Source organism: Streptomyces sp. NPDC059142, assembly GCF_042755665.1.
GTDB lineage: Bacteria > Actinomycetota > Actinomycetes > Streptomycetales > Streptomycetaceae > Streptomyces.
Genome location: NZ_JBHZDA010000002.1, coordinates 23,461 through 42,477 on the forward strand (window position 1 = coordinate 23,461; position 19,017 = coordinate 42,477).

The 19,017-nt window shown below is 67.5% G+C and carries 17 protein-coding genes and 2 pseudogenes; 17 read left to right on the forward strand and 2 right to left on the reverse strand.

All coding sequences use genetic code 11. The features are described 5' to 3' along the window. The first annotated feature begins 5 nt into the window (after positions 1–5). Entirely contained in the window at positions 6–4,109 is a 4,104-nt protein-coding gene (locus ACFXPK_RS01285) for a trypsin-like peptidase domain-containing protein (RefSeq protein ID WP_385070296.1), read from the forward strand. Positions 4,110–4,241: 132 nt separating this feature from the next. Then, positions 4,242–4,652: a hypothetical protein gene (locus ACFXPK_RS01290; protein WP_385070299.1), complete on the forward strand. Its 411-nt coding sequence runs from the start codon at positions 4,242–4,244 to the stop codon at positions 4,650–4,652. Here the strand turns inward: ACFXPK_RS01290 and ACFXPK_RS01295 are convergent. Next, positions 4,617–5,452 (reverse strand): IS5 family transposase gene (locus tag ACFXPK_RS01295; protein WP_385070302.1). Its coding sequence is split into 2 segments (ribosomal slippage): positions 4,617–5,107 and positions 5,107–5,452, totalling 837 coding nucleotides; the frame shifts between segments, so codons are not numbered across the junction. The genes ACFXPK_RS01290 and ACFXPK_RS01295 overlap by 36 nt on opposite strands. Positions 5,453–5,520: 68 nt before the next feature. Between ACFXPK_RS01295 and ACFXPK_RS01300 the strand changes: the two are divergent. The 12 genes and pseudogenes from ACFXPK_RS01300 to ACFXPK_RS01355 all read left to right on the forward strand — a co-directional run. Then, positions 5,521–6,039, forward strand: a pseudogene (locus ACFXPK_RS01300) (tyrosine-type recombinase/integrase); the annotation flags it as partial. Positions 6,040–6,430: 391 nt separating this feature from the next. Beyond that, a complete protein-coding gene (locus tag ACFXPK_RS01305; protein WP_385070304.1) occupies positions 6,431–7,795 on the forward strand; it encodes an acyclic terpene utilization AtuA family protein in 1,365 nt (454 codons plus the stop codon). A gap of 1 nt (position 7,796) precedes the next feature. Beyond that, on the forward strand, positions 7,797–8,150 hold the full coding sequence (locus ACFXPK_RS01310; RefSeq protein ID WP_385070307.1) for a hypothetical protein: 354 nt from the start codon (positions 7,797–7,799) through the stop codon (positions 8,148–8,150). 36 nt (positions 8,151–8,186) lie between these two features. Then, positions 8,187–9,536 carry an MFS transporter gene (locus ACFXPK_RS01315; RefSeq protein ID WP_385070309.1) on the forward strand — a complete coding sequence of 450 codons (1,350 nt, stop codon included), beginning with the start codon at positions 8,187–8,189 and terminating at the stop codon, positions 9,534–9,536. A 50-nt stretch (positions 9,537–9,586) separates the two neighbouring features. After that, positions 9,587–10,552 (forward strand): cyclase family protein, encoded by a 966-nt coding sequence (locus ACFXPK_RS01320; protein ID WP_385070312.1) that lies wholly within the window; start codon positions 9,587–9,589, stop codon positions 10,550–10,552. A 61-nt stretch (positions 10,553–10,613) separates the two neighbouring features. After that, on the forward strand, positions 10,614–11,366 hold the full coding sequence (locus ACFXPK_RS01325; protein ID WP_385070315.1) for a CoA transferase subunit A: 753 nt from the start codon (positions 10,614–10,616) through the stop codon (positions 11,364–11,366). Continuing rightward, positions 11,363–12,022: a CoA transferase subunit B gene (locus ACFXPK_RS01330; RefSeq protein WP_385070319.1), complete on the forward strand. Its 660-nt coding sequence runs from the start codon at positions 11,363–11,365 to the stop codon at positions 12,020–12,022. Before ACFXPK_RS01325 ends, ACFXPK_RS01330 begins: the two co-directional genes overlap by 4 nt. Beyond that, complete coding sequence (locus ACFXPK_RS01335) at positions 12,019–12,855, forward strand: (Fe-S)-binding protein (RefSeq protein ID WP_385070321.1); 837 nt, start codon at positions 12,019–12,021, stop codon at positions 12,853–12,855. The genes ACFXPK_RS01330 and ACFXPK_RS01335 overlap by 4 nt, the downstream gene beginning before the upstream one ends. Further along, a complete protein-coding gene (locus ACFXPK_RS01340; RefSeq protein WP_385070323.1) occupies positions 12,852–14,363 on the forward strand; it encodes a LutB/LldF family L-lactate oxidation iron-sulfur protein in 1,512 nt (503 codons plus the stop codon). Before ACFXPK_RS01335 ends, ACFXPK_RS01340 begins: the two co-directional genes overlap by 4 nt. A 5-nt stretch (positions 14,364–14,368) precedes the next feature. Continuing rightward, positions 14,369–15,055: a lactate utilization protein C gene (locus tag ACFXPK_RS01345; protein ID WP_385070326.1), complete on the forward strand. Its 687-nt coding sequence runs from the start codon at positions 14,369–14,371 to the stop codon at positions 15,053–15,055. Between the two features lie 141 nt (positions 15,056–15,196). Beyond that, entirely contained in the window at positions 15,197–15,925 is a 729-nt protein-coding gene (locus ACFXPK_RS01350) for a GntR family transcriptional regulator (protein ID WP_385070329.1), read from the forward strand. A 212-nt stretch (positions 15,926–16,137) separates the two neighbouring features. Further along, a pseudogene (locus ACFXPK_RS01355) lies at positions 16,138–16,254 on the forward strand (helix-turn-helix domain-containing protein); the annotation flags it as partial. Positions 16,255–16,615: 361 nt separating this feature from the next. Here the strand turns inward: ACFXPK_RS01355 and ACFXPK_RS01360 are convergent. After that, entirely contained in the window at positions 16,616–17,038 is a 423-nt protein-coding gene (locus tag ACFXPK_RS01360; RefSeq protein WP_385070332.1) for a YjbQ family protein, read from the reverse strand. 91 nt (positions 17,039–17,129) lie between these two features. Between ACFXPK_RS01360 and ACFXPK_RS01365 the strand changes: the two genes are divergently transcribed. The 3 genes from ACFXPK_RS01365 to ACFXPK_RS01375 all read left to right on the forward strand — a co-directional run bounded on the left by ACFXPK_RS01365 (position 17,130) and on the right by ACFXPK_RS01375 (position 18,968). Then, positions 17,130–17,213, forward strand: a complete 84-nt coding sequence (locus ACFXPK_RS01365) for a putative leader peptide (protein WP_382893431.1) — start codon at positions 17,130–17,132, stop codon at positions 17,211–17,213. Positions 17,214–17,373: 160 nt separating this feature from the next. Continuing rightward, entirely contained in the window at positions 17,374–18,240 is an 867-nt protein-coding gene (locus tag ACFXPK_RS01370) for an ABC transporter permease (RefSeq protein ID WP_385070335.1), read from the forward strand. After that, entirely contained in the window at positions 18,213–18,968 is a 756-nt protein-coding gene (locus ACFXPK_RS01375; RefSeq protein WP_384995459.1) for an ABC transporter ATP-binding protein, read from the forward strand. Before ACFXPK_RS01370 ends, ACFXPK_RS01375 begins: the two co-directional genes overlap by 28 nt. The last annotated feature ends 49 nt before the right edge of the window (positions 18,969–19,017 follow it).

Genomic DNA, 19,017 nt, shown 5'->3' on the forward strand with positions numbered 1-19,017 from the left:
TCTCGATGAACGCCACTGTCGGTTCGGGCCCGCGCCCGGGCACCGATGCCTGGGTAGCCGCAGCACACGGCACGGAGCACGACGAAAAGGCGCTGGGATCCGGCTTCCTCATAGACGACCATCGGGTGCTTACCTGCGCGCATGTCGCATGCCCAACGTGGGAAAGAACGCGGGAGCTGTGGGTGGCCTTCCCCAAGTCAGACCAGTTCATGGACCGGCGCTTCCGAGTACGAGATGTGTTCGCGCCGGAAGCTCCAGCGAAGCACCGCGCGCAGGACGTGGCCGTCCTCGTACTCTCGGAGCCAGTCTCCGGTGAGCCGGCAGGGCGACTGCGGCGGCCGACGCCTTCCGCCCTCGTAGGTGACGCGTGGTGGGCATTTGGGTTCCCCGACGGCGACCTATTCGGCAATTCGTCGGACGGGACGGTCGGCGAGGCGCTCGCCTACGGGTGGGTGCGACTCGACACGGCATCGCGTTATCCCGTCAAGCCCGGCTATAGCGGTGCCGCATTGTGGTCATCGACGTACCAGGCGATCGTGGGTCTGGTCGGGCAAGCCAGCGGCTCGGGTGACGCCCGAGCCTTTACGCTTTATCAGGCCGATAGGTGTCTGCCCGAACAAAAGATCGCGCTGCTCGCCGACTGGTCGGCCGAGGCAGCGGGCGAAACAGCGCTCGCGGCGTGGGGCTGGACGCTGGACGACGATCCGGAAGCTGGCCGGCACTGGAAGCCGCGCGCCCGCGGCGTGAGCACCAACTCCGAAAAAGGCTTCCGATTCCGCGGCCGCACCGCAGCGCTCGCCGAGATCATCGGCTGGATGACCTGCGTCACCGCACCGCGGAAAGTCTTGATGGTGACCGGGTCACCCGGCGTGGGCAAGTCCGCGGTGCTCGGGCGCGTGGTCACCTCGGCAGATTTCGGTATCGCCGCGTCACTCCCGGCGGATGACGACGCCCTGCGTGCCCCCCTCGGTGCGGTCTCCTGCGCCGTTCACGCCAAGGGAAAGACCGCTCTCGAGGTAGCCGAGGAGATCGCCGCTGCGGCCTCGGCCGCGCCCCCCGAACGCGTGAGCGACCTGGCCTCCGTACTGCGGGCCGCGCTGTCCGAACGAGCTGCCTCCGCGCAAACGCCCTTCGTCATCGTCATCGACGCTCTTGACGAGGCCACCAGCGCGCAGCAGGCCCGCCTGATCGCGCGACACATTGCCATCCCGCTGGCTGAGACTTGCGCGGATCTCCATGTCCGGGTTCTAGTTGGTAGCCGCCGCAGGGACGACGCCGGTAGCTTGCTCGACCCATTCGGCGCGGCGGTCCGTGTCATCGACTTGGACGCTCCCGAGTTCTTCGCCACAGCGGACCTCGCCGCATACACCATGGCTACGCTCCAGCTGTTGGGCGACGAGCGGCCCGATAACCCATATGCCGACAAGCGCACCGCGCGCCCGGTTGCTGCCCGCATCGCAGAACTCGCCGACGCGAACTTTCTCGTGGCCGGTCTCACCGCGCGCGCTCACGGCCTGCACGATACTCGCGCTGTTGCGCCCGCAGATATTGCCTTCACGCCCACCGTCGCTGCAGCCCTGGAGGAATACCTCTCACGACTGCCTGCAGTTGACGGCGCTCCGGCGGCTGATGCCCTAAGCGTCCTGGCCTATGCCGAGGCTCCAGGGCTCCCAATGCCGTTGTGGAGCGCTGCAGTGGAGAAACTTACGGGCCATCACCTCGCTGAGGACCAGCTCCGTTCTCTGGCACGCTCGTCAGCCGCGAACTTTCTCATCGAGAGCGGCGTCAGCGATCAGAACACGGGTGTGTTCCGGCTCTTCCACCAAGCCTTAAATGATGCGCTGCGGCAAAATCGCGCGCAGCTCGGATCGAACGTGACCGACGAGCGCGCCCTCACACGCTCCTTCGTCTCCTACGGCCGACGGCTGGGCTGGGACCGTGCGCCCGCGTACCTGCTGCGTTCGCTACCCCGGCACGCCGTGGGCGGCCGGGTCATCGACGAGCTGCTTGCGGACGCGGAGTACGCGCTCCACGCAGATCTGCGACGCCTCATCCCGGCGAGCAGTTCGGCGGTCTCCCGAGCGGCCAAGGAACGCGCCCAGCTTCTACGCCGGACGCCGCAAGCCATCGACTGCGTCCCCACCAAGCGCGCGGCCCTTTTCAGCGTAACCGAGGCGCAGGAAGGATTCGGACAGGTCTACGGGCCCTTGGCAGTGAAGGGGCCATACCGAGCCGAGTGGGCAGCAGTCGCCTCCCGCGCCGAAGACGCAATTCTAGAAGGCCACAGCGGCGAGATCCGCGCTGTGTGCGCCCTCGGCCCCCCGACCGGCACCCTGCTCGCCAGCGCCGCCGGCGACGGGACCATCCGGCTTTGGGACCCAGTGACCGCCCGGACGGTACGACGCCTCACACCCAAGTTCGGGCGCATCAGTGCGATGTGCGGCCTGATCGTCGACGGGCAGACTTACCTCGCTCTCGCTGCGGACAGGGACGTCTGGCTGTGGAACGAGTCCCTCCGACGCGCAGCGGGGTACCTGCGCGGCCACGTCAGCTCGATCCGAGATTTGTGCGCCTTCGAAACGGCCGACGGGCCTCGCCTTGCAACAGGGAGCGCGGACGGAACAGTCCGGATCTGGGATCCCGCCTCCCGAGAGTGCACAGCGGTCCTATCGGAGCACGGCGGCTGGGTCGAGAGTCTGTGCACGCTAGCGGTCAACCACGGAACTCTCCTGGCGTCGGGCGGAGACGAAGATGACCACTCCATCATGCTCTGGCGTCCCGACACCGGCGAGCGCGTCCACATCCTCGAAGGGCATGAGAGTTCCGTCATCGCCCTGTCCGCGGTGGAAATGGGAGATCACACCCTGCTAGCAAGTCTCGGAGACGACAAAACGGTTCGTCTGTGGGACCCGATCAGCGGCTGGTGTGTAGGTACCCTCCCCGGGGAGGACCTGGCCTTTACGCTGCGTGCCCTCACAGTCGAGGGAAAGTCGCTGCTTGCCAGCCCGAGCGGCGACCTGGTGCGATTGCTGGACCCGGAGACCGGCCGCATCACCATCACCCTCCAAGGCCATTCCGACTCCGTGGACTCCCTCTGCGTGCTGCACGTCAACGGCCGAGACCTGATCGCCAGTGGGGGCGCCGACCACACCGTGCGGCTGTGGGACCCGTCGGCGCCGCGCGCCAGCAGCGTGAGCGCCGTGCGCGCACTCTCCCCCGCATCCAGCGGTAACGGTTTGCTATTGGCCGCTGGCGGTGACGACGGCGTAACTCAACTGCGCGATCCTGGCTCTGGCTCGGTCGTCAACTCGTTGCGTGGAAATCACGACTGGGTGCGGGCTCTATGTACCGTGACCCACCTCAACCGGTCGTACCTCGCCGGGTGCGGTGACGACGGAGCAGTGTGGTTGTCTGACCTTGCGGAAGCCGTGCCGCGGTCGTCTCGACGTCCAGGCAACAAACCTGCCTATACCGTGTGCTCCGTGCGCGTCGGCGACCAAACGCTACTAGCTACGGGCCACACCGACGGAAGCGCATGGCTTTGGGACCCACTGAGCAACGAGACCGCACACTTTGCCCGCTTTCATGGCGGGATCTACGCCATGTGTCCCCTGGAAATCGCTGGTCAACCATACGTCGCAACTGCTACGGACGGTCAGGACGGCACGGTGTGGTTGTGGGACGCCACCTCTGGTCAGCGCCACAAATTGGTCGCCGCAACCGAGACCCTTGCAATGTGTGCGCTGCCCATGATGGGGGAGACCGCGCTCGCCACCGCGCACGCACATGGAGAGGTGCGCCTGTGGGATGCCGCGCGTGGCGAACCCATCGGAGACCTCACAGGCCACTCGGGCGCAGTAAACGCAGTGAGCATGATCGGTGAGGGCGGGACATTCCTCGCCAGCGCCAGTAGCGACAGGACCGTACGCCTGTGGGACGTGTCGAGCCAAGCGCTGGTTGAAGAGATTCCAGTACATCATCCTGCACTTGCCGTCACATGGGTGTCACAGCGGCTGATCGTTGGGCTCGACCACGGGCTCCTCGCACTATCGCTAGGGGAGGTGAGTAGTACACCGCCGGCGGGTGAGCCGGAACACCTGAAGCTTTAACGAGTTGGTGCGTGATAGCGGGTGGGGCGTGCTGGTTCGTTTGAGGACCGTTGCTCAGGCTTAGAACTCCTAACGGAATGACTCTTTGGGGTCGGCTGCCCGAGGTGAGGTGCTGTCGGGCAGCATGGGGCGATGGACGTCGAGCGGCCGCTGCCACACGAGGTGAAGGTCATCGATTCGGCCTCGTTGGTCCGGCTGGAGGAGCGGGCGGGTGACCTCGGCCTGAGTCAGCGGTTGGATCCGACGTGGGTGCGGGCGAATGCGGCGCCTGGCGGCACCCACTCTCTGTGGCCGGCCTTGTGGCACACCCTGTCCCACCGCCCTGACCTTGACGTTGCCGATCACGTGCGGTGGGAACTGCTGATCACTCTGCGTACGGGAGACCGCGTGGTGAGCTGGCTGGACGTGATCCCCGACGACTTCACCCCGCTGCCGAAGGTGACCTCACGCGAAGAGGGAATGCGGGTCAGACGGCTCCTTGACCAAGCTCCTTCGGTCTGGGAGTGGCTACTGCGCGAGGGTGAGGGGTCGGGTCGGCTGTGACAGGCGTCGCCAGCAGATGAGTGCGCATCCCAGGGTGAGGAAGGCTTCGTGGATGTCGTCGCGGATCTCCCAGCGGATCCGCAGGCGGCGGAACCAGTGCAGGTGGGCGAATGCGCGCTCGACAACCCAGCGTTGAGTGCCGAGTCCAGAGCCGTGTTCAGTGCCACGGCGCGCGATCAGTGGCTTCACACCGAGCGCACGGACGAGGCGGCGGTACTTGTCGTGGTCGTAGCCGCGGTCACCAAGCACGACGTCGGGGCGGCGCCGAGGTCGGCCACGCTTGCCCCGAGCGGGCGGCACCGCTTGGAGCAGCGGGATGAGCTGGGTGACGTCGTTGCGGTTGCCGCCGGTCAGCGTGACGGCGAGCGGGATGCCAGTGGCGTCCGTGATCAGGTGGTGCTTGCTGCCCGTCCTGCCCCGGCCAACAGGGCTTCGTCCCGTCTTGGGACCCCTTTTAATGCTCTGGTGTGGGAGCCGTCGACGGCCGCCGCAGAGAAGTCCAGGGCGTCCGCGCTGCGGAGCTTGGCCAAGAGCGCTTCGTGAAGCCGGGGCCACACGCCGGCCTCGGTCCACTCGGCCAGGCGTCGCCAGCACGTCATGCCCGAACCGAAGCCGAGTTCCTGCGGCATGTGTTCCCAGGCGATCCCGGTATGCAGGACGAACAGGACGCCCTGGAACACCAGCCGGTCCGGATGCCGCTTCCGCCCAGGATGACGAGTGCGACGTTCGATCTTTGGTAGTAGCGGCTCGATCACCGCCCACAACTTGTCATCAACGTCCCACGGCTTCCGCCGAGCCACTCGGCACCCCCAGATCAACGGCCCCGGAGTGATCCAACCACCTCGAAGATCATTTCGTTAGGAATTCTAAGACAGACAGCGGCCTCCGGCTGATTGCCCTGGACGGCGAGACCAACGAGGGCTTCCTCACGCACAAGGGTAGCCAGCGGAGGGAGCGCGAGGCGTGGGGTGAGGGCTGGCAGGACACCGGTCGCATCTTCACCCAGGACGACGGCTCCCTCCTCCACCCGGGCAAGGTCAGCGATCTTTTCGAGCGTCTCACAGATGCGGCCGGTCTGCCGCCGATCCGCCTTCACGACCTCCGGCATGTCACCGCGACGCTGATGCTCTCGGCCGGCGTCGACATCAAGGTCGCCTCGGAAACCCTCGGCCACTCGGATACACGGATCACGCGAGACATCTACCAGCCCGTCCTCGACGACCTGGCCCGCGACGCCGCCGAGAAAGTCGTGCAGCTCGTACCCCATGCACGTAAGGCGCTGGCGGCTGTTCCGAACGTCGCGCCGCGGGCAGACCCCGCATCGAGCCTGCCGAGGATGGTGCCGCCGCGTAAGGACGACGCAGCACAGCAGAGTCGTAGCGCCTGACGCGAAGGCATGGGCGATGGCGCGCGCCGAGAAGAGGCCGCCGCGTCGCGCGGCGCCATCGGCACACCGGCGCGAGCAGCGTTCGTACGGCGTCCTCACCTCCCGCACTCAGCAACATGGTGCACAATCTGTCGCCCTACCGCGACTAATCATGTAGCTTCTCAGAAAGTTCCGACCAGATGGTATCCAATCGGAGCTCTGCGGGGTAGCGTCCGATCGCGGCGCGGGGCAACGTACCGCACGGGTGTGTTTCCGCTCGCACTCTCGTTGCCCCGCCCACGGAAATGGCATGGGGTGGGCCGTCACCGCCGGGCCGACCCCGCTCGGGCCGGCGGCGCGGCGGTGACGAGCTGATCTCAGAAACCGTCGTCCGGACTCTTGGAGGGCACTTATGACGCGTTCAGGGAAAGACTCACAGGGCGAACACCTCGTGCGGATCGGATGTGGATCCGGTTTCGCTATGGACCGGCTCCAGCCGGCCCTTGACCTCGCCGCTAGCGGTCGCGTGGACTACCTGGCCTTCGACTCGCTCGCCGAGCGGACGCTGGCCATGGCACAGGTGCGCAAGCGCGCCGACGCGAACGCCGGATACGACGTCCGGCTCAACGACACTGTCGATGCGCTGGCACCGTATGTCGCCGACGGGCTGAAGGTCGTCGGCAGCTTCGGGGCGGCGAACGTCGAGGCCGCCGCCCAGATCCTCGTGGACCGGTTCCAGCAGGCGGGCCATCGCGGGATCAAGATCGCCGCGATCACCGGGGACGACGTACTGGAGCAGGTCCGCAAACTCGATCCCCTGATCGAGGAGCTGGGCAAGCGGGTGAGTGAACTCGGCGACAGCGTCGTGTCCGCGAACGCCTACATCGGCGCACGCGAAGTCGTCGAGGCGCTGGGCGAGGGTGCCCAATGGGTGGTGGGCGGAAGGCTGAGCGACCCGTCGCTCTACGTCGGCCCGATCATCCACGAAATGGGCTGGTCGATGGACGACTGGGACAGGGTGGCCCACGCCACGCTGGTGGGGCACATCCTGGAGTGCAGCACTCACGCCACCGGGGGCTTCTTCGCGGACCCGCCTTACCGCGAGGTCCCTGGCATCGGGCGCCTGCCCTTCCCGTTCGCCGAGGTCGGCGACGGAAGCGCGGTGATCACCAAGCTGAATGGCACGGGCGGCCTGTTGGACGAGAGGGTGGTCGCTGCTCAGGTCTCATACGAGGTCCACGACCCGGCGGCATACACCAACCCCGACATCGTCGCCGACTTCACCCAGGTCACGACCGAGGCCGTGGGACCCGACCGCGTGCGGGTCCAGGGGGCCAGGGGCAACCCGCGTCCGGCGACTGCCAAGGTCCTGGTCGGTGTGGATGTCGGCTGGAAGGTCGTTGGTGAGATCTCGTATGCCGCCGCGGGCTGCTTGAGCCGTGCCCGGGTCGCTGAGGAGATCATGGCCGACCGAATCGCTGAACTCGGCGACGAGATCCTTGACTCCCGCCAGGACATCCACGGCGTCAACACGCTCGTCGGCGATGGCTTCCGGCCGTCCGACCAGGAGCCCGTGGAGGTGCGCGTGCGCACCGCGGCACGTACCCGGACGAGGGAAGCCGCCGAGCGGCTCTCGCTCGAAGTCGAGCGCCTCTATCTCGAGGGACCGGCCGGGGGTGGCGGCGTCGTCCGTCGTATCGAGCCCGCGCTCGCCGTGTACCCCATCCAGATCGACGCCTCGCAGATCCACACCGCCGTTCGCTACCTGGAGAGCTGACATGCAGACCCCCACTCCCACGGTCGTGTCTCTGCGTGAGATCGCATTCTCACGCTCGGGCGACAAGGGCGACATCATCAACGTGTCCGTGATCCCGTACCGGGCCGAACACTGGGACATCATCCGGGAGCAGGTCACTGTCGACATGGTGGCCAAGCTGTATGACGGCCTGGTTACCGGAACGATCACTCGCTATGAACTTCCCGGGACCCGTGCGCTGAACTTCGTCATGACCGGCGCCCTCGGCGGGGGAATCGCCACGTCGTTGCGTGTCGACGGCCATGGCAAGTCCCTCCAGTCCCACATCCTCGAAGGCCGTGTCCAGCTCGACGGCTCCGCCGTGAAACCGCAGTGACGGGTGCAGCCGTCCAATAACGAAGGAGCCGATGTCATGGCACAACGCAGTGCTCCGACCATGGCCCGGAAAACGCTCATCGCAGCGATGCTGGGGACCCTCACCGAGTGGTACGACTTCGCTGTCTACGGCTACATGGCGACGGTCATCGCCACCGTATTCTTCCCGGAGGGCACGAGTTCGACCGTGGCCCTTCTGGCTACCCTCGCCATTTACGGTGTGGCGTTCATCGCCCGTCCGATCGGCTCGCTCCTCTTCGGTAGCCTGGGCGACCGCATCGGCCGCCGTACCACCCTGGCCATCGTCGTCACCGGCATGGGCATAGCAACCCTGCTGACCGGCTTGCTGCCGACGTACGCGACAGCGGGCATCGCGGCACCGCTCCTGCTCGTCTTCCTCAGGATGTGTCAAGGTCTTTTCGCTGGAGGCGAGTTGACCGGCGCGAGTTCGCTCGTCTTCGAATGGGCTCCCGCCCGGCGACGCGGTTTCTGGGTCAGTCTCGTGCCCACGACCACAGCGGTCGCCTTCCTCTTGGCAGTCGGGGTCGTGCTGCTCGTCGAGAGCGTGACCGGGCCCGAGGCGTGGGCGAGCTGGGGCTGGCGCATCCCGTTCCTCTTCGGCGGCGTGATCTCCATGGTGGGGCTCTACACCCGGGCCAAGCTGGACGACTCACCGGAGTTCGAGGATCTGGAACAGTCCGAGGCAGTTGAACAGAACCCCCTGCGCGGTGCCCTGCGGTCCTGTCGCCGGCAGATCATCGCGGTGGGTGGAGGCGTCGCCATCTACGCGGTGGCCTACTACGTCTTCGCCGGGCTGATGCCCACATATCTCAAGGAGACGGTGAAGGCGGAACCCTCCGTCGCGCTCCTGTCCAACCTGTTCGCATTCGTGGTGCTCGCGCTCGCGGTGCCGACCTGTGGTGCGCTGTGCGACGCCTACGGTCGGCGTCCGGTGCTGGTGGCCGGAGTGGTCGGCACGCTCGCCCTGTTCGTTCCCGGGTTCCTCCTGGCAGGCACGGGAACGCTCCTGGGAACCACAGCAGGACAGGTGCTTTTGGTGCTGCCGATCGCGGCCCTCAACGCATCCCTGATCACCACCGTTGTCGAGATCTTCCCCACGCACGTGCGGGTCTCCGCCTCGTCGGTGTCCTGGAACCTCGCTCAGACGATCTTCGGCGGAACCGCCCCCCTCGTCGGAGCCCTGCTGGTCAGCACGACAGGTCTGCCGCTCGCGCCTGCCCTGTACGTTCTGGCGATCGCCGTCGTCGGCAGTGTCGTGATGCTGGTCCTGCGCCTTCCCGAGACCCGGGACTCCGCGCTCGCTGCTGCGGCCGAGCAGACCGACACCGCCTCGACGGAGCCCGCCAGCTCCGCCCGGCCCGTCTGAGGGCGCGCTTCCCACTCTCACGGCCTCTGATCGATTGAGGAGTACACCCCATGAGCTCACCGACATACGACGAACTCGGGAAGCGCACCGACGCCCCCGCCTGGTCCAGTTGGGGCCTGTTCGGAGAATCAGACGAGCGGGGCACGGCCAATCTCGCTGGCCCGGCCGAACTCCTCGCAGCAGCACGGGCCGTGCGCCGGGGCGTGGCCATCAACCTGGACTACCCGCTCGACGCGTTCTCCCCTCCCATCGCGGCACACCGCGAGACCTATGAGCACCACCTCACCGGTACCCACGCCGACCAGCGCGACGACTACCTCGACCGCTTCTGGCTCCAGGCAGGCAGCCAGATCGACGGCCTGCGCCATCGACGTCACTTCCGGCACGGGTTCTACAACGGCTTTCCGGACGAGGCGGTGGAGGTCGGGTCCCCCACGCTCGGCGTGCAGCGCTGGGCCGAACAGCCCCTCGCGGGCCGCGGAGTCCTTGTGGACGTCGAGCGGTACCGGACGGCCCAGGGGCAGCCCATCGACCACGCGAGCGGTGAGCGTCTCCACGCGGGCGTGCTGGACGAGACGTTGGAGTGGCAGGACGCGCAGACGCGGCCCGGCGACATCCTGCTTCTGCGTACGGGCTGGACCGCCTGGTACCTCGCACTCGACGAGGAACGCAAGGCAGAGGTGCGTCGCTCACGGTGCTGGACGGGTATGGAGGCCGACCGGGAGACCCTCGGTTGGCTCTGGGATCACGGATTCGCGCTCGCGGCGTCGGACACCATGGCCTTCGAGGCGCTTCCCGCTTCCGGCAACGCCGAGTTCGGCGGGCCCAACGAGCCGGGAATGATCCATCAGGACCTGCTGGGACTCCTCGGCCTGCCTATCGGCGAGTTGTGGGACCTCGACGAACTCTCCCGCGACTCGGAGGAGTCCGGGCAGTTCGACTGCCTGCTGGTCGTCTCCCCGCTCAACCTGACCGGTGGAGTCGGTTCGCCGGCCAACGCCGTCGCGCTTCGCTGACGGTGTCCGCACCGGTATGGCGCTCGTGCGCGCCACACCGGAACGAAAGGTATGAATCGTCATGAACAAGGTGGTCACCGCTGAAGAGGCGCTGGCCGACATCACCGACGGAGCTTCACTCGCCGTCGGTGGGTTCGGGCTCTGTGGCATCCCGTCGACGCTGATCGACGCCCTGCACCGCTCCGAGGCCACGAACCTCGAAGTGATCTCCAACAACTGCGGGATCGACGACTGGGGACTGGGCATCCTGCTCGGCGCACACCGCATCGCCCGCGTCACCGGCTCCTACGTAGGGGAGAACAAGGAATTCGCTCGCCAGTACCTCAGCGGCGAACTCGAGGTGGAGCTGTGTCCACAGGGCACGCTCGCAGAGCGCTTGCGTGCCGGCGGGTACGGGATACCCGCCTTCTTCACCCCGGCTGGGGTCGGCACGCAAATCGCTGACGGAGGCTTGCCCTGGCGCTACCGGCCAGACGGCTCGGTCGCCCTCGCCTCCCCGGCGAAGGAGGTACGAGAGTTCGGCGGGGCGCCGCACGTGCTGGAGGAGGCGATCGTGACCGACTTCGCCCTCGTCGCGGCGGCCCGTGGCGACCGGCACGGGAACCTCGTGTTCGACAAGACCGCCCAGAACTTCAACCCACTGTGCGCGATGGCCGGGCGTGTCACGATCGCCGAGGTGGCTGAACTCGTCGAGCCCGGCGAACTGGACCCCGAACAGGTCCATCTGCCCGGGGTATTCGTGCAGCGTGTGGTTCACGCACCGGGCGTGGCGAAGCGTATTGAGAAGACAACCGTCACGGAGGCCGCGGCATGAGTCTGAGTCGCAACGAGATGGCCGCACGCGCGGCAAGGGAACTGCGCGACGGTGAGTACGTCAACCTCGGCATCGGACTTCCCACGCTGATCCCCGGATTCCTTCCCGAGGACGTGCACGTAGTCCTGCACAGCGAGAACGGCATCCTCGGCACCGGCCCCTACCCGCCGTCAGACCAGGTGGACCCTGACTTGATCAACGCTGGAAAGGAAACCGTTACAGTCCGGTCCGGCGCGTCGTTCTTCGACTCGGCGCTGTCGTTCGGCGTCATCCGCGGTGGACACCTCGACGTCGCTGTCCTCGGCGCCATGCAGGTATCCGAACGGGGCGACCTGTCGAACTGGATGGTCCCCGGCAAGATGGTCAAGGGCATGGGCGGCGCCATGGACCTGGTGCACGGGGCCCGCCGCGTCATCGTGCTCATGGAGCACACGACGAAGGACGGCTCTCCGAAGATCCTGCGGCAGAACACCCTGCCCTACACCGGGCTGGGCGTGGTCGACCGCATCATCACCGATCTCGCTGTCATTGACGTCGCCCCCGGCGGGCTCGTTCTCGTGGAGACCGCTCCGGGCGTCACCGAGGAGCAGGTACGCAAAGCCACGGATGCGCCGCTCAGCCGGGGCCGGCAACTTCACGAGGAGTCCACGGGATGAGTGTCGGTCTCCTCGTGACCTGTATGAACGACGCGCTGTACCCCGATACCGGACGTGCGGTGGTGAGGCTGCTGGACCGGTTGGGGGTGGACGTCGAGTTCCCGGCGGCCCAGACGTGCTGCGGGCAGCCGATGGTCAACACGGGCTACCTCGACGAAGCGGTTCCTCTTCTGCGGAACCACGTCGAGGCGTTCGGGGGCTGCGAGGCGGTGGTGGTTCCCTCCGGTTCCTGCGCCGGCTCGGTACGCCATCAGCACCGTCTCGTCGCCGAGAGGTCAGGAGACCCCGGCTTGGTCCGAGCGGTACAGTCCGGGCCCCCTGTATACGAGTTGACGGAGTACCTGATCGACGTCCTCGGGGTGGAGGACGTGGGCGCCTACTTCCCGCACCGGGTGACCTACCACCCGACCTGCCACTCCCTGCGCATGCTGGGCGTGGGAGACCGGCCCACCCGATTGCTGCGCGCGGTGCGCGGACTGACACTGTGCGAGCTGCCGGCGGCGGAGGAGTGCTGCGGATTCGGCGGCACCTTCGCTGTGAAGAACGCCGACGTGTCGGTCGCCATGGGTGCGGACAAGGCCCGTCACGTGCTGGTGTCGCAGGCAGAGGTTCTGGTCGCGGGAGACAACTCCTGCCTCACCCACATTGGTGGTCTGTTGTCGCGGCAGAGGGCAGGCGTGCGCGTGATGCACCTCGCGGAAATCCTCGCCTCGACCGAGAGTTCGGCGGAGGAACGGACAGCGTCCTCCGGGGCACGCACGGTGGCGTGCTCACAGAGGGCAACGCCACCGTGCGCGGTCACAGAAACGGTATCCACGGAGGAGGTCCGATGAGTGGCACCTTCCTCGGGATGCCGCCGTTCCCCGACGCTGCACGTACGGCACTGGCCGACACCCAGCTTCGACGTAACCTCGCGCACGCCACACAGACGATCCGCGGCAAGCGCGCCGCCGTCGTCAGCGAGGTGGAGGAATGGGAGCGGCTCAGGCTGGCGGGAGCCGCGCTCAAGGACCGCACACTGCGTCATCTCGACACCTATCTGGAGCAGCTGGAGGAAGCGCTGACACGCGCCGGCGCCACGGTCCACTGGGCTCGGGACGCCGACGAGGCCAACCAGATCGTGATCGACATCGCGCGAGGCCACGGCGCGGACGAGGTCGTGAAGGTCAAGTCGATGGCCACGGCGGAGATCGGGCTCAACGAGGCTCTGGAGAGCGCCGGGATCAAAGCGTGGGAGACGGACCTCGCCGAGCTGATCGTGCAGCTTGGCGACGACCTGCCCAGCCACATACTCGTCCCGGCGATCCACCGGAACCGTTCGGAAGTGCGCGAGATCTTCCTCAGGGAGATGGGACGCAACGGGCGTCCCGCCCCAGCGGACCTGACCGACCAGCCGGCCGAACTAGCCGCCGCCGCGCGCGCTCACCTGCGGGAGAAGTTCCTCCGCGCCAAAGTCGCGGTGTCCGGAGCCAACTTCGCCGTCGCTGAAACCGGGACGCTCGCCGTGGTCGAGAGCGAGGGCAACGGGCGCATGTGCCTGACCTTGCCCGAAGTCCTGGTCAGCGTCGTCGGGATCGAGAAGCTGGTGCCGACCTGGGAAGATCTCGACGTCTTCCTCCAACTGCTGCCCCGCTCGTCCACGGGAGAGCGGATGAACCCGTACACCTCGACATGGACGGGCGTGACACCCGGCGACGGCCCCCAGGAAGTACACGTCATCCTTCTGGACAACGGGCGCACCTCCGTGCTGGCGGACTCCACGGGGCGGCAGGCCCTACGGTGCATCCGGTGCTCAGCGTGCCTGAATGTCTGCCCCGTTTACGAAAGGACCGGGGGACACAGCTACGGTTCGGTGTATCCGGGTCCCATCGGGGCCATCCTCACTCCGATGCTGAACGGCGTGGGGGACAGCGCGCAGGTGGACTCGCTCCCTTACGCGTCCAGCCTGTGCGGGGCGTGTTTCGAGGCGTGCCCGGTGCGCATCGACATTCCCGAGGTGTTGGTGCACCTGCGAACCAAGGTCGTGGACGCGCACCGCGGCCAATGGAAGACGCAGAACATGGCCATGAAGGCAGTGTCCTGGGCCTTGGCCGACTCCCGCCGCATCGTCGCGGCAGAGAAGTTCAGTGGGGCGATCGGGAAATCCTTGAAACGCGTCCGCAGGCGGGCACCAGGGGGCAGAGCGATGCTCGGCCCCCTCCCGAACCCCTGGTCGGACGCCCGGGACACCCCAGTTCCCGCATCGGAGTCCTTCCGCTCCTGGTGGGCCCGGAACCGGAAAGACCGAACACGCAACGCGTCATCGGACCAGACCAAGGATTTCCGCCCGAAGGAGGGATGACAGCCATGAGCAGCAAGCAGGTGCCCCGGACATCAGCGCCCACTCCCCGTAACGAGGCCGCGCGCCAGGCGCGGGCGGAGATCCTGGGACGTGTACGGAGCGCGCTGCGGGACGTACACGAAACGGAGACCCCGGCGGACACCGTGGTGGACCGCCCCGCCCCGGTACCCGTGACCCCCGAACATGTCGACCTCTTCGCCGAGCGCGTAGCCGACTACGAGGCCACCGTGGTGCAGTGCACCGAGGCTGCCTTGGCCGAGCGAATCGACGCTGCTCTGGAAGGGCGCGGCGTTCTGGTCCCTGCAGGGTTCGAGGAGAACCTGACGCCGAAAGGCGCGCTGCGTGATGTCACCACCGTCGGCGGAAACTTTCCCCTGAGCCCCTACGACCTCGATGGCGTCGAGGCGGTGTTGACCACGGCGAAGCTCGGCATCGCCGAGACGGGCACCATCGTTCTCGACCACAGCGCGGGTCAGGGGCGCCGCGTCACCACGCTCATTCCGGATCGCCATCTCTGCGTCGTTCGGACGAGTCAAGTGGTGGCCGACGTGGCCGCAGCCGTGAGGGAACTGGATCCCGAACGACCGCTCACCTGGATCAGCGGACCGAGCGCAACGAGCGACATCGAGCTTGACCGGGTCGAGGGAGTCCACGGCCCCCGCACCCTGATCGTCTTTCTCGTATCGGAATGAGTGTGTGGCTCTTCCTGACAAGCGAACCTCGCACAACCGTGACAAGGGCCGACCGCTGCTGATCCAGGAGGGGACAAGCAGCGGTGCGTTATCTTGAGGGCGAGCGTGCCAGCCCGCGACCGGTGACGATGGAGAGAACGTATGGTGCCCGAGCCCGATGACGCTCCACAAGCGCGGTCGGTAAGGGGGGGCCGTAACGTCGATGTAGACGCGCGGCGGGAGCGCAGCGGCGGAGACCTAGTCTACGAGTCTCTGCGGCAGGACATCGTCCGAGGCACCCACCCGCCGGGCGCCAGGCTGATCGAGGCGCAGCTGGCGAAGGCGCACGGAGTGAGCAGAACTCCGGTGCGTGCCGCCATCGCCCGGCTGGAGGGTGATGGTCTCGTGGAGACCATCACCAATCGCGGGGCGATCGTGAGTACGTGGACCGACAACGACTTCGAAGAGGTCTACGCACTGCGCATTCGCCTCGAACCGTATGCCTCACGCCTTGCCGCAGGCCAAGTGGAGACGGAGGAACTGGACCGACTGGAAGATATTGCCACATCCATGATCCACCTCCTCGACGAACAACCCGAGGGGTGGACGGAACAGTGTACGGATTTGAACTGGCGCTTCCACTCAAGCGTTCTCCGTGCTTCCCGGTCCCCGCGCCTCATCAGCATGGTCATCAGCCTGACCGAAGTGCCCATGGTGCGCCGCTCCATCAGTCTTTACCCACGAGAAGCCCTGCGCCGGAACTTCCAACAACACCATCAGATGCTGATGGCGCTGCGCGCGGGAGACGGCGAATGGGCTGAAGCCCTGATGACAGGGCACATTCTCGGAGCTCGTAACACCCTACGTGCGCACAGCCTAAGAACCGGGTGACCCGACAACAGCAAGCCTGTACTTCTATCAGCGGCCATGTCGTTCTCCCCGTAGTGCGAAGTCCTACGGGATGTTGGACATTTCTGTCCTGGTTGATCCTGGACGGTCCCGCGACAGTTCTGACGGTCTCGGAACATCCTGGACGGCCGTGGCTCGTTGGCCCTTGTGTGACAGAAGCGCGTGAGCCGGAGCCCGTGGACGACCGGCGGTGGATGGCCGAGCACCGTTACCGGGCGGTGCTCCAGGTGCTGGACGGGGCGCCAGTCACGCAGGTGGCCCGCCACTTCGGTGCGTCGCGGCAACCGGTCTACACCTGGGTCGAGCGGTACACGTACGGGCCCGTTACGCGGGCAGGCACACCGCCGTCATCGGCTCCGGCGCCTCCGCCTTCACCGCCCTCGCCTACCTGGCCGACCTCGCCAAGGAGAGCCGGAGACCTCCCAGTCGTCCGCCCAGCCGATGATGTCGGCCCCGACGGAGGCGGCGGCAGTGAGCACGTTCTCGCGCTGGCGCTCAGGCGAGGACGTCGCCAGCTTCACGCGCGACAGCCGCCGCACTCCGAGCAGGCACTTGCCGCATCCGTCGTAGGGTCGTTCGATCGTGTTGAGGTCAGTACCGCGCATTTCTTATCTCCGTTCGAGCGCGCATAGTACGGAGAATCGGCGGCACGCCCCAGCTGAACGATCCTCGTCACCCGAGGAAGCTCAGCCGCACCTGCCGGTCCGGGTTGTCCCCGTTCGTGTCGACCAGGCAGACCGACTGCCAGGTGCCCAGTTCCAGCCGGCCCGCGACCACCGGCAGGGTCGCGTGGGGTGGTACGAAGGCGGGGAGGACGTGGTCCCTGCCGTGGCCCGGGGTGCCGTGGCGGTGGTGCCAGCGGTTGTCGGCGGGGAGCAGGGTGCGCAGGGACGCGAGCAGGTCGTCGTCGCTGCCCGCGCCTGTCTCGATGACCGCCACGCCCGCGGTGGCGTGCGGGACGAAGATGTTCAGGAGGCCGTCCCTGCCCGCGGCGGTTTCCTGAAGGAATTCCGCGCAGGCGCGGGTCAGGTCGGTGACCGTCTCCTCGGTGCCGGTGGTGAGACGCAGGACCTTGGTGGTGAACGCGTGAGCCATACCCCCATCCTGCCGACCGACGGGCGGAAACGCGCGTCCGCGTGACGAGACGGCATTGACCGGTCCGTGAAGTCTCGCTACGTTCTGCGACATGTCGCGATCAGCTCTGCTCACCACGCGCGGTCACATCGACCTGCTGCGGGTGGCCTCCGCCGCGTGTTGTCGCGGTCGCTGAGCACTTCCCGGCTCCGGCGCCCTTCTTTCCCGAGCCCCGCGTCTCTGCACCCTCCCGTCGTACCCGGCCGACCCGCGCCGTAGCACCACCGCGCGCGGACGCCGGGGCGGGCTTCTGACGCCTCCCCCTCCCCCGCTCTGTCGCTGTCCGTGGAGCCTCCATGACACTCGATCATGCCCCACCCGACATATCCCCTGAATCCGCTCACCCCTCACCTGTCCTGGAGGCCGTGACACCGGTCTCCGCGCGCGGCTCACGGCTGCGCGCCGCCCCTCGGTGGCTGCGCCGCACGGTCGGGCCGGTACTGCTCCTGGTCTGCTGGCAGGCGCTCAGCGCGGCGGGGGTGCTGCACCGTGACATTCTCGCCTCGCCGGGGACCATCGCCCGGGCCGCCGGTGGTCTGATCGCCGACGGCACCCTGCCCGCCGCCATGGGGGTCTCGCTCCAGCGCGTCGCCGCCGGGCTGCTGCTCGGCGGCGTGATCGGCGTGTCGCTCGCCCTGGCGTCGGGGCTCTCACGGCTCGGTGAGGACCTGGTCGACGCGACGGTGCAGATGCTGCGCACCGTCCCCTGGGTCGGTCTGATCCCGCTGTTCATCATCTGGCTCGGCATCGGCGAGGCGCCCAAGATCGCGCTCATCTCGCTCGGGGTCGCCTTCCACCTCTATCTCAACGTGTACGCCGGGATCCGTGGCGTCGACGCCCAACTCGTCGAGGCGGGAGAGTCGTTGGGGCTCGGCCGCCTGGGGCTGATCCGGCATGTGGTCCTGCCGGGGGCACTGCCCGGTGCGATGACCGGGCTGCGGTACTCGCTCGCCACCGCCTGGCTCGCCCTGGTCTTCGGGGAATCGATCAACGCGGACGCCGGTATCGGCTTCCTGATGAACCAGGCCAGGGACTTCTTCCGTACCGACATCATCGTCGTCTGCCTGGTCGTCTACGCCCTGCTCGGGCTGCTCGCCGATGCCGTCGTCCGTACTCTCGAAAGGCTGCTGCTGCAATGGCGACCGACCTTCACGGGCCAGTGAGAAGCACGCCGGAGCTCGACGGCGCGGCGGCGGTACGGGTCGAGGGGCTGACCCGGTCCTTCGATGGGCGGCCGGTGATCGACCGGCTCGATCTGACCCTGCGGCCGGGGGAGTTCACCGCACTGCTGGGCCGCAGCGGCTGCGGCAAGTCGACGCTGCTGCGGGTCCTGGCCGGGCTCGACCGGGAGATCGAGGGCACCGTACTCGTCCCGAAGCGGCGGGCCGTCGCGTTCCAGGCGCCGCGGCTGATGCCGTGGAAGCGGGTCTGGCGCAATGTGCTGCTCGGGCTGGACGGCAAGCCCGAACGGGCCGTGGCCGAGAGCGCGTTGGCGGAGGTCGGGCTGGGCCACCGCTCGGGCGCCTGGCCGAAGACACTCTCGGGCGGCGAGGCCCAGCGCGCCTCGCTCGCCAGGGCGCTGGTACGGGAACCCGATCTGCTGCTGCTGGACGAGCCGTTCGGGGCGCTGGACGCGCTGACCCGGCTCACGGCGCAGCGGCTGGTCGCCGAGTTGTGGCAGCGGCGCGGCTGCGCGGTGCTGCTCGTCACCCACGACGTGGAGGAGGCCCTGCTGCTCGCGGACCGGGCGCTGGTCATGCGGGACGGTGTCATCGCGTACGAGACACCGGTCGCGCTGGACCGGCCGCGTTCCGTGGGCGATCCCGGCTTCGCGGCTCTGCGCGCCCGGCTGCTGGCCGAGTTGGGGGTCGACGACATCGGGCATCGATGACGCCCGGCACCCCTGTCGGCCATCCGCGCCGTAACTCACCTCACTCTCC

What these genes read in the sequence shown, in the direction of transcription:
- ACFXPK_RS01285 (WP_385070296.1), top strand. Translation starts at nt 6, where the DNA reads ATGAACGCCACTGTCGGTTCGGGCCCGCGCCCGGGCACCGATGCCTGG.
- ACFXPK_RS01290 (WP_385070299.1), top strand. Translation starts at nt 4,242, where the DNA reads ATGGACGTCGAGCGGCCGCTGCCACACGAGGTGAAGGTCATCGATTCG.
- ACFXPK_RS01305 (WP_385070304.1), top strand. Translation starts at nt 6,431, where the DNA reads ATGACGCGTTCAGGGAAAGACTCACAGGGCGAACACCTCGTGCGGATC.
- ACFXPK_RS01310 (WP_385070307.1), top strand. Translation starts at nt 7,797, where the DNA reads ATGCAGACCCCCACTCCCACGGTCGTGTCTCTGCGTGAGATCGCATTC.
- ACFXPK_RS01315 (WP_385070309.1), top strand. Translation starts at nt 8,187, where the DNA reads ATGGCACAACGCAGTGCTCCGACCATGGCCCGGAAAACGCTCATCGCA.
- ACFXPK_RS01320 (WP_385070312.1), top strand. Translation starts at nt 9,587, where the DNA reads ATGAGCTCACCGACATACGACGAACTCGGGAAGCGCACCGACGCCCCC.
- ACFXPK_RS01325 (WP_385070315.1), top strand. Translation starts at nt 10,614, where the DNA reads ATGAACAAGGTGGTCACCGCTGAAGAGGCGCTGGCCGACATCACCGAC.
- ACFXPK_RS01330 (WP_385070319.1), top strand. Translation starts at nt 11,363, where the DNA reads ATGAGTCTGAGTCGCAACGAGATGGCCGCACGCGCGGCAAGGGAACTG.
- ACFXPK_RS01335 (WP_385070321.1), top strand. Translation starts at nt 12,019, where the DNA reads ATGAGTGTCGGTCTCCTCGTGACCTGTATGAACGACGCGCTGTACCCC.
- ACFXPK_RS01340 (WP_385070323.1), top strand. Translation starts at nt 12,852, where the DNA reads ATGAGTGGCACCTTCCTCGGGATGCCGCCGTTCCCCGACGCTGCACGT.
- ACFXPK_RS01345 (WP_385070326.1), top strand. Translation starts at nt 14,369, where the DNA reads ATGAGCAGCAAGCAGGTGCCCCGGACATCAGCGCCCACTCCCCGTAAC.
- ACFXPK_RS01350 (WP_385070329.1), top strand. Translation starts at nt 15,197, where the DNA reads ATGGTGCCCGAGCCCGATGACGCTCCACAAGCGCGGTCGGTAAGGGGG.
- ACFXPK_RS01360 (WP_385070332.1), bottom strand. Translation starts at nt 17,038, where the DNA reads ATGGCTCACGCGTTCACCACCAAGGTCCTGCGTCTCACCACCGGCACC.
- ACFXPK_RS01365 (WP_382893431.1), top strand. Translation starts at nt 17,130, where the DNA reads ATGTCGCGATCAGCTCTGCTCACCACGCGCGGTCACATCGACCTGCTG.
- ACFXPK_RS01370 (WP_385070335.1), top strand. Translation starts at nt 17,374, where the DNA reads ATGACACTCGATCATGCCCCACCCGACATATCCCCTGAATCCGCTCAC.
- ACFXPK_RS01375 (WP_384995459.1), top strand. Translation starts at nt 18,213, where the DNA reads ATGGCGACCGACCTTCACGGGCCAGTGAGAAGCACGCCGGAGCTCGAC.